Origin of the sequence: Prauserella flavalba (assembly GCF_003202235.1) — a bacterium.
GTDB lineage: Bacteria > Actinomycetota > Actinomycetes > Mycobacteriales > Pseudonocardiaceae > Prauserella_A > Prauserella_A flavalba.
Genome location: NZ_MASU01000013.1, coordinates 456,688 through 472,262, shown reverse-complemented (window position 1 = coordinate 472,262; position 15,575 = coordinate 456,688). Strand labels below are relative to the sequence as shown.

At 71.1% G+C, this 15,575-nt stretch carries 17 protein-coding genes; 4 read left to right on the top strand and 13 right to left on the bottom strand.

Going from position 1 to position 15,575, the window contains the following annotated elements:
- Positions 1-45: 45 nt before the first annotated feature.
- The 9 genes from trmD to BA062_RS29465 all read right to left on the bottom strand — a co-directional run bounded on the left by trmD (position 46) and on the right by BA062_RS29465 (position 7,663).
- Positions 46-795, bottom strand: coding sequence for a tRNA (guanosine(37)-N1)-methyltransferase TrmD (gene trmD / locus BA062_RS29505; protein WP_110342339.1), 750 nt, complete (start codon positions 793-795; stop codon positions 46-48).
- On the bottom strand, positions 795-1,307 hold the full coding sequence (gene rimM / locus BA062_RS29500; RefSeq protein WP_110342338.1) for a ribosome maturation factor RimM: 513 nt from the start codon (positions 1,305-1,307) through the stop codon (positions 795-797). The genes trmD and rimM overlap by 1 nt, the downstream gene beginning before the upstream one ends.
- Before the next feature lie 10 nt (positions 1,308-1,317).
- Positions 1,318-1,557: an RNA-binding protein gene (locus BA062_RS29495; RefSeq protein ID WP_110342337.1), complete on the bottom strand. Its 240-nt coding sequence runs from the start codon at positions 1,555-1,557 to the stop codon at positions 1,318-1,320.
- A complete protein-coding gene (rpsP, locus tag BA062_RS29490; RefSeq protein ID WP_110342336.1) occupies positions 1,554-2,000 on the bottom strand; it encodes a 30S ribosomal protein S16 in 447 nt (148 codons plus the stop codon). The genes BA062_RS29495 and rpsP overlap by 4 nt, the downstream gene beginning before the upstream one ends.
- Before the next feature lie 155 nt (positions 2,001-2,155).
- Complete coding sequence (locus tag BA062_RS29485; RefSeq protein ID WP_110342335.1) at positions 2,156-3,676, bottom strand: aldehyde dehydrogenase (NADP(+)); 1,521 nt, start codon at positions 3,674-3,676, stop codon at positions 2,156-2,158.
- On the bottom strand, positions 3,600-5,180 hold the full coding sequence (locus BA062_RS29480; RefSeq protein ID WP_110342334.1) for a tripartite tricarboxylate transporter permease: 1,581 nt from the start codon (positions 5,178-5,180) through the stop codon (positions 3,600-3,602). Before BA062_RS29480 ends, BA062_RS29485 begins: the two co-directional genes overlap by 77 nt.
- Positions 5,181-5,189: 9 nt before the next feature.
- The gene (locus BA062_RS29475) at positions 5,190-5,675 is read right to left on the bottom strand and encodes a tripartite tricarboxylate transporter TctB family protein (RefSeq protein WP_110342333.1); all 486 of its coding nucleotides are present in this window, start codon (positions 5,673-5,675) and stop codon (positions 5,190-5,192) included.
- On the bottom strand, positions 5,672-6,673 hold the full coding sequence (locus tag BA062_RS29470) for a tripartite tricarboxylate transporter substrate binding protein (protein ID WP_110342332.1): 1,002 nt from the start codon (positions 6,671-6,673) through the stop codon (positions 5,672-5,674). The genes BA062_RS29475 and BA062_RS29470 overlap by 4 nt, the downstream gene beginning before the upstream one ends.
- Before the next feature lie 45 nt (positions 6,674-6,718).
- Positions 6,719-7,663 carry a 5-dehydro-4-deoxyglucarate dehydratase gene (locus tag BA062_RS29465; protein WP_245960063.1) on the bottom strand — a complete coding sequence of 315 codons (945 nt, stop codon included), beginning with the start codon at positions 7,661-7,663 and terminating at the stop codon, positions 6,719-6,721.
- A gap of 69 nt (positions 7,664-7,732) precedes the next feature.
- On the opposite strand from BA062_RS29465, the gene BA062_RS29460 reads away from it, so the two are divergent.
- The 4 genes from BA062_RS29460 to BA062_RS29445 are packed head-to-tail and all read left to right on the top strand — an operon-like array spanning position 7,733 to position 11,148.
- The gene (locus BA062_RS29460; RefSeq protein ID WP_168214126.1) at positions 7,733-8,542 is read left to right on the top strand and encodes an IclR family transcriptional regulator; all 810 of its coding nucleotides are present in this window, start codon (positions 7,733-7,735) and stop codon (positions 8,540-8,542) included.
- Between the two features lie 2 nt (positions 8,543-8,544).
- Positions 8,545-9,309, top strand: coding sequence for a sulfite exporter TauE/SafE family protein (locus tag BA062_RS29455; protein WP_110342329.1), 765 nt, complete (start codon positions 8,545-8,547; stop codon positions 9,307-9,309).
- Between the two features lie 40 nt (positions 9,310-9,349).
- Positions 9,350-10,474 (top strand): L-talarate/galactarate dehydratase, encoded by a 1,125-nt coding sequence (locus tag BA062_RS29450; RefSeq protein ID WP_110342328.1) that lies wholly within the window; start codon positions 9,350-9,352, stop codon positions 10,472-10,474.
- Positions 10,471-11,148: a FadR/GntR family transcriptional regulator gene (locus BA062_RS29445; RefSeq protein WP_210407031.1), complete on the top strand. Its 678-nt coding sequence runs from the start codon at positions 10,471-10,473 to the stop codon at positions 11,146-11,148. Before BA062_RS29450 ends, BA062_RS29445 begins: the two co-directional genes overlap by 4 nt.
- On the opposite strand, the gene BA062_RS29440 is transcribed toward BA062_RS29445, so the two are convergent.
- The 4 genes from BA062_RS29440 to ffh all read right to left on the bottom strand — a co-directional run bounded on the left by BA062_RS29440 (position 11,142) and on the right by ffh (position 15,424).
- On the bottom strand, positions 11,142-11,933 hold the full coding sequence (locus BA062_RS29440; protein WP_391356326.1) for a CPBP family intramembrane glutamic endopeptidase: 792 nt from the start codon (positions 11,931-11,933) through the stop codon (positions 11,142-11,144). The genes BA062_RS29445 and BA062_RS29440 overlap by 7 nt on opposite strands.
- Positions 11,934-11,995: 62 nt before the next feature.
- The gene (locus BA062_RS29435) at positions 11,996-12,736 is read right to left on the bottom strand and encodes a CPBP family intramembrane glutamic endopeptidase (RefSeq protein WP_110342325.1); all 741 of its coding nucleotides are present in this window, start codon (positions 12,734-12,736) and stop codon (positions 11,996-11,998) included.
- Positions 12,737-12,816: 80 nt separating this feature from the next.
- The gene (locus BA062_RS29430; protein WP_110342324.1) at positions 12,817-13,881 is read right to left on the bottom strand and encodes an amidohydrolase family protein; all 1,065 of its coding nucleotides are present in this window, start codon (positions 13,879-13,881) and stop codon (positions 12,817-12,819) included.
- 4 nt (positions 13,882-13,885) lie between these two features.
- Positions 13,886-15,424 carry a signal recognition particle protein gene (gene ffh, locus BA062_RS29425; RefSeq protein WP_110342323.1) on the bottom strand — a complete coding sequence of 513 codons (1,539 nt, stop codon included), beginning with the start codon at positions 15,422-15,424 and terminating at the stop codon, positions 13,886-13,888.
- Between the last annotated feature and the right edge of the window lie 151 nt (positions 15,425-15,575).

Genomic DNA, 15,575 nt, shown 5'->3' with positions numbered 1-15,575 from the left:
TCACGTCGCGCCAACCGGTCAAGTATTGCAGACAGCCCGGCGGGGCTAGTCACCGGGCTCCTGGCGGAGCCGGTCGAGCAACGCCCGATCGTGCTTGTCGAGACTACCCTCGGGGAGCCGTTCCAGCAGGTCGGGACGCCGCCGGTAGGTCCGCTCGAGTGCCTGGTCGCGGCGCCAGCGGTCGATGAGCGCGTGGTTGCCGGAGCGCAGCACCTCGGGCACCGCCAGCTCCCGCCAGACCTCCGGGCGGGTGAAGCTCGGCCCCTCCAGCAGCCCGTCGGAGAAGGAGTCCTGCTCGGCCGACACCGGATTGCCGAGCACGCCCGGCAGCAGGCGCACGACGGCCTCGACGATCACGAGCACGGCTGCTTCGCCGCCGACCAGCACGTAGTCGCCGATGGAGACCTCGTCGACCGGCATGCGGCGCGCGGCGTCGTCGATCACGCGCTGGTCGATGCCCTCGTAGCGGCCGCATGCGAACACCAGGTGCTCCTCGGCGGCGTAGGCGTGGGCGAGCTCCTGCGTGAACGGCCTGCCCGCGGGCGTCGGGACGATCAGCCGGGTGCGCTCGCCGCACACGGTGTCGAGCGCGTCACCCCAGACCTGGGGCTTCATGACCATGCCGGGGCCGCCGCCGTACGGCGAGTCGTCGACGGCACGGTGCACGTCGTGGGTCCAGTCGCGCAGGTCGTGGACGCCGACTTCGATGAGTCCGCGCTCGATGGCGCGGCCGAGCAGCGCCGCCCGCAGCGGCTGCAGGTACTCGGGAAAGATGGTGACGACGTCGATCTTCATCAGACGTCCAGCAACCCCTCGGGCGGGTCGAGCACGACGCGCCCGCCCGCGACGTCGACCTGCGGGACGATCGCCCGCACGAAGGGCACGAGCACCTCGCGGCCTTCGCGGTCGAGGGAGAGCAGCTCGCCGCCGGGCGAGTGGACGACCTCGCGCACGGTGCCGACGACGGTCCCGTCGATCAGCTCCGCGCGCAGGCCCTCCAGCTCGTGGTCGTAGAACTCGTCCGGGTCCTCGATGGGAGGCAGGTCGTCGGTGTCGCCGAGCAGCAGGACGCCGCGCAGCTCCTCCGCGACGGTGCGATCGGGAACCTCGGCGAAACGCATGAGCAGCCGCCCGCTGTGCCAGCGGGCGGCTGCCACGGTGAGCCGTGTGGTGCTGCCGTCACGAGCCTGACCGGTCAGCACCGCTCCCTCGGCGAAACGCTCCTCGGGCGAGTCGGTGCGCACGTCCACGGCGAGTTCGCCACGAATGCCGTGCGCCTTGGCGACCCGGCCGACCACGACCTGCACGGTGCGTTTCTCAGCGGTCGGTGTCGATGACGTCGACGCGTACGCCCCTGCCGCCGATGGCTCCCATCACGGTGCGCAGGGCGGTGGCCGTGCGGCCACCCCGGCCGATCACCTTGCCGAGATCGTCCGGGTGGACGTGCACCTCGAGGGTGCGTCCCCGGCGCGTCGTGATCAGCTCGACCCGGACGTCGTCCGGGTTGTCGACGATGCCACGCACCAGGTGCTCGAGCGAGTCGGCCAGGAAGCTCACGCCTCGTCGGCCTTCTTCTCGGTCTCGCCCTCGGCGGCGGCGTCGGCCTTCTTGCCGCCGCTCTTCTTCTTGGGCGTGGTGGCCTCGCCGGTGGGCTCCTCGCCCGCCGCCGCGAGCGCGGCGTTGAACAGGTCCTGCTTCGACGGCTTGGCCTCGCGCTGCTTCAGCGTGCCCTCGGCGCCGGGCAGGCCCTTGAACTTCTGCCAGTCACCGGTGATCTCGAGGATGCGCTGGACCGGCTCGGTGGGCTGCGCGCCGACCTTCAGCCAGTGCTGAGCGCGGTCGGAGTCGACCTCGATGAAGCTCGGCTCCTCCTTGGGGTGGTACTTGCCGATCGTCTCGATGGCCTTGCCATCCCGGCGGGTGCGCGCGTCCGCGACGATGATGCGGTAGTACGGCGCACGGATCTTGCCCAGGCGCTGCAGCTTGATCTTGACGGCCACGGGTGTGGGTACTCCTGTCGTTTCGCTACTCGGGTCGGGACACGATCCGAGTGGGGAGCCGGATCCGAGTGCCCGCAGGTATGTGTGGTCGCCCCGGCCGGTGAGAGGGTCCGATCCGGAGCGGGCAAGCAACTATTTTGCCAGACGGTCCCGGCTCACCCGTTCCCGGGGAGCGTGAGCACGCCGTTCACCCTCCGGGGGATGTCCACCGGGCCGTCTCGCAGCTCGGCGGGCAGCACGGCCCGCGGGGCGCCCTGCCAGGCGAACGGCCGCAGGAACCGGCGGATCGACGTGGTGCCCACCGAGGTGTGGATGGTGTTGGTGGACGGCCACGGCCCGCCGTGGTGCTGGGCCCACGACACCGCGACGCCGGTCGGGTAGCCGTCGAAGACGAGCCTGCCCGCGACCTCGCGCAGGCCGTCGAGCAGGGCGGTGCGGTCCGCGGCCTCGTCGCTGCCGAGGTGCACGGTCGCCGTCAGCGAGGGTTCCAGCCGCGCCAGCGCGTCGAGCAGTTCCTTGTCCTCGGAGTAGCGCACCACGACCACGAGCGGGCCGAAGCACTCGCGGACGACGCTGTCGTCGAGGTCGGCCGCGTCGATGGTCAGCACGCGCGGCTGCGCGGTGAACCCGGCACCCTCGACCTCCCCGCCGGCCGCGAGTGTGGACACGCCGGGCAGGTCCGCGAGCCGGGCCGAGCCCGCCGTGAACGAGTCGCGGATGCCCTCGTTGAGCAGCACCTGCGCGCCGGTGCCCTCGACCGCCTTGCCCAGCGCGCCGAGCAGGGCCTCTCCCCCGTCGGTCCTCGGCACGAACGCCAGCCCCGGCTTGGTGCAGAACTGGCCGGAGCCGAGTGTGAACGAGCCCGCGAGGCCCGCGCCGATCTCGTCGGCGCGCTCCTGAGCGGCCGCAGGGGTGACCACGAGCGGGTTGATGCCGGACAGCTCGCCGTAGAACGGGATCGGGTCCGGCCGGGAGTTGATGAGCTCCAGCAGCGCCTTGCCGCCGCCGAGCGAGCCGGTGAAGCCCACGGCCCTGATGTCGGGGTGCTGCACGAGCCGCGCGCCGGCCTCGCGCCCGTAGACGACCGCGATCGTGCCCTCCGGCGCGCCGTGGCTCGCCGCGGCGGCCGCGAGCGCCTCGCCGCACAACCGCGACGTGAGCAGGTGCGACTCGTGTGCCTTCACGACCACCGGGCAGCCCGCCGCGAGCGCCGACGCGGTGTCACCGCCCGGCACCGAGAACGCCAGCGGGAAGTTGCTCGCGCCGAACACGGCGACGGGGCCGAGCGGCAGCAACATCCGGCGCAGGTCGGGCCGTGGGCCCATCGCGGTGTCGCCCGCGTGGTCGACGACCGCCTCGAGGTAGCCGCCCTCGGTGACCACGTCGGCGAAGAGCCGCAGCTGGAAGCACGTGCGGGTCAGCTCACCGTTCAGCCGGGTCTCGCCGAGACCGGTCTCCCCGTCGGCGGTCGAGACGATCTCCTCGCGCCGCGACTCCAGCTCGCCGGCCATCGCCCGCAGCAGCTCCGCCCGCCACGAGCGGTCACGCCTGGTCAGTTCCGCGAACGCCGCCCTCGCCAGCCGCGCGGCGGCGTCCACCTCATCGGACGTGCTCGGCGGGATCCCGGTCTCGCTGCTCGTCCCTGTCCTCGGGTCGACGCTCTGCAGGTGGGACATCGTTCTCCTTGTTGTTCTTGGCCTTTTTCCTGGTCCGGAGGGCTCGCACCGCCGAGAGCACGACGAGGAGCACGATGGCGCCGAACAGCGTCGCGGCGATCGGCTCGCCGAGGAAGCCCGTCAGCTCGCCGTCGAACGTCCGCATCGAACGCCGGAACGCCGACTCGAGGATTCCCCCGAGCACGAAGGCCAACACGAGCGGACCCGGCTCGAATCCGACCTTCTTCATCAGGTACCCGAGCACGCCGAGCGCGAGCACGAGGAACATGTCGAACACGTTGTTACGCACCGTGTAGACGCCGATCATCGTGATCAGGATCGTCAGCGGGGCCAGGATCGCCGCCCGCACCTTGAGGATGCGCACGAAGATCCCGATCAGCGGCAGGCTCATGGCGAGCAGCAACAGGTTGCCGACGTACATCGAGTTGACGACGCCCCAGAACAGCTGGGGCTCCTCGTCGACGAGGAGCGGGCCCGGCGTGATGCCCTGCAGCATCAGCGCGCCGAACATGATCGCCATCGTCGCGTTGGCGGGGATACCGAGCGACAGCAGCGGGATGAACGACGACGTCGCGGCCGCGTTGTTCGCGCTCTCCGGGCCCGCGACGCCCTGGATGGCGCCCTTGCCGAAGCGCTCCGGGCGCTTGGTGGCCTTCTTCTCCACGGCGTAGGCGACCATCGATGACATCGTCGCCCCGCCGCCGGGCAGGATGCCGAGCAGGAAGCCGCTGAACGAGCCGCGCGCGATGGCGCCTTTGGACTCCGACAGGTCCTTGCGCGTCGGGTAGACGGAGCCGACCTTGGCCGCGGGCGGCGTCTTCTTCCGCAGCGACTCCAGGTTGTAGAGGATCTCGCCGACGCCGAACAGGCCCATCGCGACGATCACGAAGTCGATGCCGTCGAGCAGCTGGTCGCTGCCGAAGGTCAGGCGGGCGGTGCCGAGCAGCGGGTCCTGGCCGATCGTGGCGAGCAGCAGGCCGAGCGTGGCCATCACGAGGCTCTTGAGGATCGAGCCGGTGCCCAGCGTGGTGACGAGCAGGATGCCGAGCAGCGCGAGCATCGTGTACTCGGCGGGCCCGAAGTCGATCGCGAAGCCCGAGACGAGCGGCGCGACGAAGGTCAGCGCGACGATCGAGATCGTGCCGCCGATGAAGGAGCCGATCGCCGCGATGCCGAGTGCGGCGCCCGCGCGCCCCTGTCTCGCCAGCTCGTGACCGTCGATGGCGGTGACGACGCTGGACGCCTCGCCGGGCAGGCGCAGCAGCACCGACGTGATCGTGCCGCCGTACTGCGCGCCGTAGAAGATGCCGGCGAGCATGATGATCGCCGAGGTGGGCTCGATGTTGTAGGTGATCGGCAGCAGGATCGCGATCGTCGCGGCCGGGCCGAGGCCCGGCAGGACGCCGACGAGCATGCCGAGCGTGACGCCGAGCAGACAGTAGAGCAGGTTGTCCGGCTGGAAGACGACCCCGAAACCGTCGAGCACCGGAGACAGGAAATCCATGAGTAGTCCTCAGAAGTGCACGATGTGGGGCAGCGACACCTCGAGCCCGGTGATGAACAGCAGGTAGATCGCCGCGGTGGCCACGACCGAGACGATGACGGTCATGCGCCACGACTCGCGGCCGAGCAGCTTGAGCCACAGCACCAGCAGCGCGACGGTCGGGATCTCGAACCCGACCTGTTCGAACAGCAGCACGTAGCCGAGCAGGGAGACGACGCCGATCACGACGATGAGCGACTCGCGGCCGAACCGCTCCTCCTCGCCGGTGGGCGCCGAGCGCACCACGAGCACCGCGGCGATCACCGCCATCGCCACGCTGACGACCAGCGGCCACAGCCCCGGCCCGGGATCGGCGAGGTCGCCGATCCCGAGCTGCCAGGACAGGATCGCGGCGCCGACGCCGAGCGCGCACAGGACGGCCGCGGCGATGACGTTCTGCCTGCGCGCGTAGGCCGCGCTGGGCCGCGTCTCCTGTTCCTGATCGGCAGTTGTCATGACTGGCCCTTGAGGTTGACGCCGAGCTCGGTGGTCATGGTCTTGAACTGGTCGCGGGCCTTGCGCAGCTGCTCGCCGACCGCCTGGCCGTCGGCGTCCCACCTGCCGATGTAGCTGTCTTCCAGGACCTTCGTGTACTCGGCCGACCGCGTCGCCTCGTCGATGGCCGAGGCGAGCTTGTCGCGCACGTCGTCCGGAAGGCCCGCGGGCGCGGCGACGAAGCGGCGCTGGTCGACGACCACGTCGTAGCCGAGCTCCGTGGCGGTGGGCACGTCGGGAAGGGCCTCGAGCCGCTTCTCGGAGAACACGGCGAGCGCGCGGAGCTCACCGGCCCTGATCTGCTCGTAGGCCTCGGCGATCTGGAGACCGGCCGCGTCGACCTTGCCGCCCAGCACGGCGGTGAGCGTCGGGCCGCCGCCGTCGAACGGCACCGCGGTGCCCCGCACCTTCTGCAGGCCGAGCAGCAGGGCCTGGGCGAGCTGGCTGCCCGTGCCCGCGCCGGTGGTGCCGTACTTGACGCTGCCGGCCTTCTTGAGGTCCTCGACCGACTTGATGGGCGAGTCGGCGGGCACCACCATCACGTAGTCCTCGACGGCGAGGCCCTTGATGAAGGTCATGTCCTCGAGCTGGATCGCGTCGGGGTCGTCGAGCACGAGCGGGCCGACGGCGAACAGCGACTGCGGCATCACGGCGAGGCGGTAGCCGTCCGGGTTGCTGCTGAAGACGTCCTTGCCGGCGATCTTGCCGTTGGCGCCGGGCTTGTTGACGACGACGGTCGACTGGCCGAGGGGCTCCTCCAGGCTCTTGGTGAGCGCCCTGGTGATCAGGTCGGTGCTGCCGCCGGGCTCGGTGGGCACCGTGAACTCGACGGCGCGGGTGGGGTAGTCACCACCGCCCTCGCCGCCGGAGCCTCCCTGCACCGAGCAGGCCGACAGGACGAGTGCCGCGGCGGCGAGCAGGGCCGCGCCCCGCGTGCTGCGGCTGGACAGAATCCTCATTGATCCTCCTGATGGAGTGCTACCGGGTGGGGGTTGGGAGTGCGGTCAACGGCCGGCGCCCACGAGGGCGAGACCCTTGGTCAGGAGTGCGTCGAGTTCCTCGAGGTGGTCGGCGGGCAGATCCTTCAACGGCGCGCGCACCGGGCCGACGTCGGCCCCCCGCAGCCGGGCGGCTGCCTTGACGAGCGCCACGGCGTAGCCGGTGCCCCGGTCGCGCAGTTCGACGAGCGGGACGTAGAACTCGCTGAGCAACCGTTCGACGGTGGTGTTGTCGTCGGAGTGAAAGGCGCGGAAGAACGCCTGGGAGATCTCGGGCGCGAACGCGTGCACGGCCGAGGAGTAGGCGGGCACGCCGATGGCGCGGTAGGCGCGGGCCTGCATCTCGGCCGTCGCGGCCCCGTTGAAGAAGAGCCACTCCGGCGGCGCGGCGAGCTTGAGCCGCTGCAGCTGGTCGAGGTCGCAGTGCCCGTCCTTGATCCCGATGACGTTCGGGATGGTCGCCAGCTCGGCCACGGTCGAGAGCGCGATCTTGACCTGGGCGCGCTGGTAGACGATCAGCGGCAGCTCGGTGCCCTCGGCGACCTTGCGCACGTGGTCGACGAGCCCGGCCTGCGACGTCTCCACGAGGTACGGCGGCATGAGCAGCACCGCGTCGGCGCCCGCTCGCTGCGCTGCCGCGACGAAGCGCGACGCCTGCGCCCAGCCGTAGCCCGCCCCGGCGACGACCGGGATCTCGCCCGCCGACTCCTCGGCCGCGACGCGGATGAGGGTCTCGTACTCGTCCTCCGCGAGGGAGAAGAACTCGCCGGTGCCGCAGCAGGGGAACACCGCACCCGGCCGCGCGGCGAGCTGTCCGCGCACGTGCGCACGGAAGGCGTCCACGTCGACGGCACCTTCGGCGTCGAACGGCGTCAGCGGGAACGACAGCACTGCCGTGTCCATCCCGCGCCGAAGCCGGTCAACGGCCTCCGTTGTATACGTGGCAGTCAAGGTGTCTCCATATGTAGACGTCTGTCATGTGCGGAGCAGTGTTACCTGAGGCTTGGTAGGCTGTCAACCGTGGAAGCTGAGCGAGAGACCGGTGTGCGAGGAGTGAAGTCCGCCGCCAGGACCGTGGAACTGCTGGAACTGCTGGCGTCGCGACAGAACCGGCCCGCCCGCCTGCGCGAGCTGAGCGACGCGCTCGGCGCACCACGGAGCAGCGTCTACGCCCTGATCCGCACGCTCGTCGAGCACGGCTGGGTCCGGGCCGACGCCAGCGGCACCCAGTACAGCATCGGCATCCGCGCGCTCCTCGCCGGCACGACCTACCTGGACACCGACCCGTACCTGCGCATCGTCCAGCCGCTGATCACGGACCTCTCCGCTGAGCTGGACGAGACCATTCACTACGGCAGGCTCGACCGGGGCGACATCGTCTACCTCGCCACCAAGGAGTCGAGCAAGTACATCCGCCCGTTCAGCAGGGTCGGGCGCAGGCTGCCCGCGTTCAGCACGTCGATGGGCAAGTCGCTGCTCTGCGAGCGCCTCGAGACCGGCATCGACGAGCACGTGCCCGAGGAGGTCACGCCGCTCACGCCCAACACGCTGGTGGAGCGCGCCGACCTGATCGCCGACCTCGAGCTCACGCGCGAGCGCGGGTACGCGATCGACAACGAGGAGAACTACGCGGGCGTGACCTGTTTCGGGTTCGCGCTGCGCTACAGCACGCCGCCGACCGACGCGATCAGCTGCTCGGTGCCGATCTCGGGCCTCACCGAGGCGCGCCGTGCGGAGATCATCGACGCGATGCAGCGCACGCGGCTCGCGATCGAGCGCATGGCTCCGGTCGACCTCGCCGCGACGGCGGACCTCACCGCGGGGCACTGAGTTTGGGACTCGACTCCGCCGCGCTGCTGGCGCTGGCGGGGGTCGCCGCGGGCCTCGTGGGCTCGATGGCGGGCCTCGCCTCGCTGTTCAGCTACCCCGCCCTGCTCGCCGCTGGCCTGCCGCCGATCGCGGCCAACGTCACCAACACCGTGGCCATGTTCTCCACCACGGTGGGCGCCGCGGGCGGCTCGCGCAGGGAGCTGCGCGGGCAGCGGGCGCGCCTGCTCCGGCTCGGCCTCATGGCGGTGCTCGGCGGCTCGCTCGGCGCCGTGCTGCTGCTGACCACGCCCGCGTCGACGTTCGAGCTGATCGTGCCGTGGCTCATCGCGCTCGGCTCGGCGCTGCTGCTGTTCCGCGACCGGCTGCGGGAGGCCGCCGACGGCAGGTCCCGCACCCGCCGCGGCCCGCGCTCGGCACTCCCCGTCGCGCTTGCGGTGCTGCTCGTCGGGGTCTACGGCGGCTACTTCGGCGCGGGCGCGGGGGTGCTGATGCTCGCCGTGCTCTCGGTGTCGGTCACCGAGCCGCTGCCGATCACCAACGCGGTCAAGAACGTCGCGACGGGCGCGGCCAACGTGACGGCCGCGGTGGCGTTCGCGTTCCTCGCCCCCGTCGACTGGCTCGCCGCGGCGGCCCTCGGCGCGGGGGCACTGGTCGGCAGCTGGATCGGCCCTTCGATCGTCCGGCGGCTGCCCGAGCGCCCGCTGCGGATCGTGATCGCGCTGGCCGGGTTCGGGCTCGCCGCGCACCTGTGGTTCTCCGCGATCTAACCGTTGTATGACCTCTTAGCGGATTGTACGATCTCTCGCCATGACCTCCGATCGCATCACCTCCGTCCGGATCTCGTCCGTCACCCTGCCGCTGCACACCCCGATCAGCGACGCGAAGGTGCTCACCGGACGGCAGAAGCCGATGACCGAGGTCGCCCTGCTCTTCGCCGAGATCGGCACCGAGTCCGGCCACGAGGGCTTCGGCTTCGGCTACTCGAAGCGCGCGGGCGGCCCCGGCCAGTACGCACACGCCCGCGAGATCGCACCCGAGCTGATCGGCGAGGACCCCAGCGACATCGACCGCCTGTGGACCAAGCTCGTGTGGGCAGGCGCGTCGGTGGGCCGCAGCGGGCTCTCGACGCAGGCGATCGCGGCCATCGACGTGGCGCTGTGGGACCTCAAGGCGAAGCGGGCCGGGCTACCGCTGGCCAAGCTCATCGGCGCCCACCGCGACTCCGTGCGCTGCTACAACACCTCCGGGGGCTTCCTGCACATTCCCATCGAGGAGGTTCTCGACAACACCACCGCCTCCCGCGAACGCGGCATCGGCGGCGTGAAGCTCAAGGTGGGCCACCCCGACTGGCGCGTCGACCTGGAGCGCGTGACCAAGGTCCGTGAGCACCTCGGTGACGACGTGCCGCTGATGGTCGACGCCAACCAGCAGTGGGACCGCCCGGCCGCGCAGCGCATGTGCCGCAGGCTCGATCCGCTGGACCTGGTGTGGATCGAGGAGCCGCTCGACGCCTACGACCACGAGGGCCACGCCGCGCTCGCCCGCACCTTCGACACCTCGATCGCCACCGGCGAGATGCTCACGAGCGTCGCCGAGCACGCCGAGCTGATCAGGGCGGGCGGCGCCGACATCATCCAGCCCGACGCGCCGCGCATCGGCGGCATCACGCAGTTCCTCAAGCTCGCCGCGCTGGCCGAGCACCACAGGCTCCAGCTCGCCCCGCACTACGCGATGGAGATCCACCTGCACCTCGCCGCGACCTACCCGCAGGAACCGTGGGTCGAGCACTTCGAGTGGCTCGAACCGCTCTTCAACGAGCGGATGGAGATCAAGGACGGCCGCATGCTCGTGCCCGACCGCCCCGGCCTCGGCCTGACCGTGAGCGACCAGGCGAGGGCGTGGACGGTCGACAGCGTTACGGTGACCGCTTGAGCAGAACCCAGGAGCTGGTCGCGCGGCTGACGGCGCGCATCAAGGAAGGCGTCATCCAGCCCGGCGAGCGGCTGCCGACCGAGGGCAGCCTCGTGCAGACCTACGGCGTGAGCCGCACGGTGGTACGCGAGGCGATCTCGCGGCTGCAGGCCGCCGGGCTGGTCGAGACACGGCACGGGCGCGGCAGCTTCGTGCTGGCCCAGCCGAGCACCACGCCGTTCGAGGTGGGCGAGGCCGGTGAGCTGACGATCGAGGGCGCGCTGGAGCTCATCGAGTTCCGGACGGCGCTGGAGGTCGAGGCCGCCGCACTCGCGGCCCGCAGGCGCACCGGCGCCCAGCTGGCCGACCTGCGGGAGTCGCTCGACGAGTTCGCCGCGAGCGCGGGCAACCCGAGCGCCGCGGTGCGCGCCGACTTCACGTTTCACCTGCGGATCGCGCTCGCCGCGGGCAACCGCTACTTCGCCGACCTGCTCCGGTCGTTCGGGCCCGGCATGATCATCATGCACCGGGAGCGGCTGCCGGCGAACCCGGAACGGTTCGCACGGACGGCGGGCGAGCACGAGAACGTCTACGCGGCGATCGAGCGGCAGGACGCCGAGGCCGCCCGCGCCGCGGCGCGCGTGCATCTGGCCAACAGCAGGGTGCGGCTACTCCAGGCGCAACAAGCTCAGTAGCTGACCACGCCGAGCGCGGTGAGCAGGATCGCCAGCGCGGGCAGGAAGTTGTTCATCTGGTGGGCCACGATGCTGCCGAGCAGCCGCCCGGTCACCAGGCGCGCCAGCCCGATCGGCACCGCGATCACCAGCAGCAGTGTGGTCCGCAGCGGTTCGAGGTGGCTCATCGCGAACACCGCCGTGGAGAGCAGGAACGCGGCGAAGCGGCCCCACTTCTCCTTGTTCCACTCCAGCCGTTCCGTCGCGCCCCACAGCAGCCCGCGGTAGATGATCTCCTCGCAGATCGGCCCAAGCAGCCACAGGTACAGGAACATCACGACGGCGGCTGAGACGGACATCGGCTTGTCCTCCACGAGCGCGCTGATCGCGGAGTTCGAGTTCTCCTCGCCGACCACCTTCGTCCAGACGAACACGCCGACGCTGGTGCACACCAGGCCGAGTACGCCGAACTTGAGCCCGAGCTTCACGTCGTCCCAGCGCCACGACAGCCGCAGGTCGGCCAGCGGTCCGTTGCCCCGGAGCTTGGTGATCGCCAGCGCCGTCAGCGCGGCGATCACGGTGGGCGTCATCGTGCCGATCAGCACGTCGCGCACCGGCAGCGACTCGGCGTTACCGCCCCTGACCAGCAGCGCACCGACCAGCGCGGCCGAGGCCAGCAGCACGGCCTCGACGAACAGGAACGCACCGAAGCCCCAGCGGTGCGCGGGCTGCGCGGTGACCGTCTGTGTGCCGGAGGTGGACTGCTCGACGCCGGGCACCGGATCTCCCGCGTTCGGTGACGTCACGCCCATCCTCCATCAACCCCGCCGCCTTCGACCCGGTGAGCCTACTGTGCGCACACGCCCGATTACGAGCCGCCGAACAGCAGCAGCGCGGGCGGCAGGTTGTTCGTCGCGTGCGCCACGAGGCTCGCACCCACGCGGTCGGTGATCAACCGGGCTGCACCGATCGCGATCCCCTGGCCGAGCAGCGCGATCGTGCGCGTCGGCTCGCCGTGCAGCTGTGCGAACACGAGCGCCGTCAGCACCAGGACCACCCACGGTGGTACCCGATGGTGGACGAGGCCATTCCACAGCGCGCCGCGGACGAACAGCTCCTCGGTGAGCGGCGCGGCCACCACCACGATGAGCGCGGCGACGATGAGCCAGCCGGCATCGGAGGCGATGCCGCCGAACACCTCGGTGAGCGGGTCGGTGAGCCGGTCGGTGCCGTAGACCTCCAGCAGCACCACGTTGAGCAGGTAGCCGGTGAGCAACGCGAAGCCGCCGCACGCGAGGCCCACCTTGACGTCCCTGGCGTTGGGCAGCAGGCGGAACTCCGCGAGCACGCCCCGCCCCCAGCGGCGGGCGGCGAGCACGGGTGCGAGGCCGAGCAGGAGGTTGGGCACGAAGGCGAGCAGCACCAGCGGGCCCAGCTCGGGCAGCCGCAGCGAGCCGACCTCGCCGTCGCCGCCGATCGCGAACGCGGTCAGCAGCAGCGAGAGCAGGTAGTACGCCCCGAGTCCCGCGAAGAACGCGAGGAAGCCCCAGTGCGCGCCGAGGACCAGCCCGGCGCGGATCGGCAGAGGATCCTCCCGGCTGCGATCCACCGCACCTCCCCGTCACCGATGACCTGCACCCAAGGGCACTTTAGTTGCGTGGGCGCAGCGCAGCGATGCGCAGAAGGGCCTCACCTGATCAGGGTGCCGCGCAGGATGATGTGCCGGGGCCGGCGCAGGACGGAGAGGTCCTCGCGGGGGTCGGCGTCGAACACCACCAGATCGGCGGGCGCGCCGTCGGCGATGCACTCGAAGCCCAGCCACTCGCGGGCTGCCCACGACGCCGCCGCGAGCGCCTGCTCCGCGGACATGCCCGCCCGGTGCAGCGCCTCGACCTCGTCGGGCAGCCTGCCGTGCTCCACCATGCCGCCCGCGTCGGTGCCCGCGTACACGGCGACGCCGGCGTCCAGCGCCGCGCCGACCATGTCGGTGACCCCGGCGTGCAGCGCCCGCATGTGCGCGGCGTAGACCGGGTACTTGGCCGCCTGGTCGGCGATGCCGGGGAAGTTCTCGATGTTGATCAGCGTGGGCACGAGTGCGGTGCCCCGTCGCGCCATCTCGGCGAGCAGGTCGGCCGAGAGCCCGGTGCCGTGTTCGAGGCAGTCGATGCCCGCGTTGATCAGCCCGGGCATCGCGGCCTCGCCGAACACGTGTGCGGTGACCCGCGCGCCCTCCTCGTGGGCTGCCTTGATCGCCTCGGCCAGGACGTCGTCCGGCCAGAGCGGAGCGAGGTCGCCGACCGCGCGGTCGATCCAGTCACCGACGATCTTCACCCAGCCGTCCGCCGCCCTGGCCTGCTCGGCGACGGCCTCCGGCAACTGGTCCGGGTGGTCGAGGTCGATGCCGAGCTTCGGCACGTACCGCTTCGGCAGCGCGAGATGCTGCCCGCCACGCACGATCCTCGGCATGTCCGCACGCTCCTGCAGCGGCCGGATGTCGATCGGCACCCCGCAGTCGCGGATGAGCAGGGTGCCCGCGTCGCGGTCGGTCAGCGCCTGCTCGGTCGCCTCCTCGATCGTCGTCGGGCCGTGCACCCCGATGCCGGGATGGCAGTGCGCGTCCACGAGACCCGGCACGAGGAACGCGCCGTCGAGCGAACGGGCGCCGTCCACCGGCTCGAACGAGATCCGGCCGTCACCGATCCAGACATCGCGCTCGCCGCCGTCGGGCAGCACGACCCCACGCAGGTGGTACATGGGCCTACTTGTTCTTCGGGAAGTTCAGCTTCGAAGGGTCGAAGCCGGGGGGCAGGTCGTTGAGGCCGCCGCCGAGCTGCGACAGGTCGGGCATCCCGCCGCCCCCGGCGGCCGGGAACCCGCCGGGCATGCCGCCGGGGAAGCCGCCGCGCGCCTTCTGCTGGACCTTCTTGCCCTTCTTGCCCTTCTTCCCCTTGCGCACGTGCTGCTTCTTGGTGGCGCTGCCGCCACCGCCGAAACCGAACCGGCCCGCCATCTGCTGCATCATCTTGCGGGCCTCGAAGAACCGGTTGACCAGGTCGTTGACGTCGCGCACGGCGACACCGGAACCGCGCGCGATGCGCTGCCTGCGGGAGGCGTTGATCATCTTCGGGTTGGCCCGCTCGGCGGGGGTCATGCCGCGGATGATCGCCTGGAGCCGGTCGAGGTGCTTGTCGTCGACGTTGGCGAGCTGGTCCTTCATCTGGCCCGCGCCGGGCAGCATGCCCAGCAGGTTGCCGATGGGACCCATCTTGCGCACGGCGAGCATCTGCTCGAGGAAGTCCTCCAGGGTCAGCTCACCACTGCCCAGCTTGGCCGCCGCCTTCTCGGCCTTCTCCTGGTCGAACGCCTGCTCGGCCTGCTCGATCAGGGTGAGCATGTCGCCCATGCCGAGGATCCGGCTCGCCATCCGGTCCGGGTGGAAGACGTCGAAGTCCTCGAGCTTCTCGCCGTTGGACGCGAAGAGGATAGGCTGGCCGGTGACCTGGCGCACCGACAGCGCCGCACCACCACGGGCGTCACCGTCGAGCTTGGTGAGCACCACGCCGGAGAAGCCGACGCCGTCGCGGAACGCCTCGGCCGTGGTCACGGCGTCCTGACCGATCATGGCGTCGACCACGAACAGGGTCTCGTCGGGCGACACGGCGTCGCGGATGTCCGCGGCCTGCTTCATCAGCTCCTCGTCGACACCGAGGCGGCCCGCGGTGTCGACCACGACCACGTCGTGCTGCGCGTGCCTGGCCTCCTCGATGCTGCGCCGCGCGACGTCCACCGGGTCGCCGACGCCGTTGCCCGGTTCGGGGGCGAACGTCGCGACCCCGGCGCGCTCGCCGACGACCTGCAGCTGCGTGACCGCGTTGGGGCGCTGAAGGTCACACGCCACGAGCAGCGGCGCGTGGCCCTGCTTCTTCAGCCAGAGCGCGAGCTTGCCGGCCAGCGTGGTCTTACCGGAACCCTGCAGACCGGCGAGCATGATCACCGTCGGCGGGTTCTTGGCGAGGTTGATCCGCCGGGTCTCGCCGCCGAGGATGCCGATGAGCTCCTCGTTGACGATCTTGATGACCTGCTGCGCGGGGTTGAGGGCCTCGGACACCTCGGCGCCCTTGGCGCGCTCCTTGACGTGGCCGATGAACTCCCTGACCACGGGCAGCGCGACGTCGGCCTCCAGCAGCGCGATGCGGATCTCGCGCGCGGTGGCGTCGATGTCGGCATCGGAGAGCTTGCCCTTGCCTCGGAGGTTCTGCAGGACCGACGTGAGCCGATCGGAGAGTGTGTCGAACACGGGGTGCACGCTCCAGCAGGTCGTGGATACTCAGCCGGCTCACGGGCCGACAACATCCCAGGGTACTGGCCGGGTCATCCCGAGGGACCGCCCGGCCGGTCACCTCCCCTGGTCCGGCCGGGCGGCGGGCTGCCCAAGCGGGTGCCCCTTG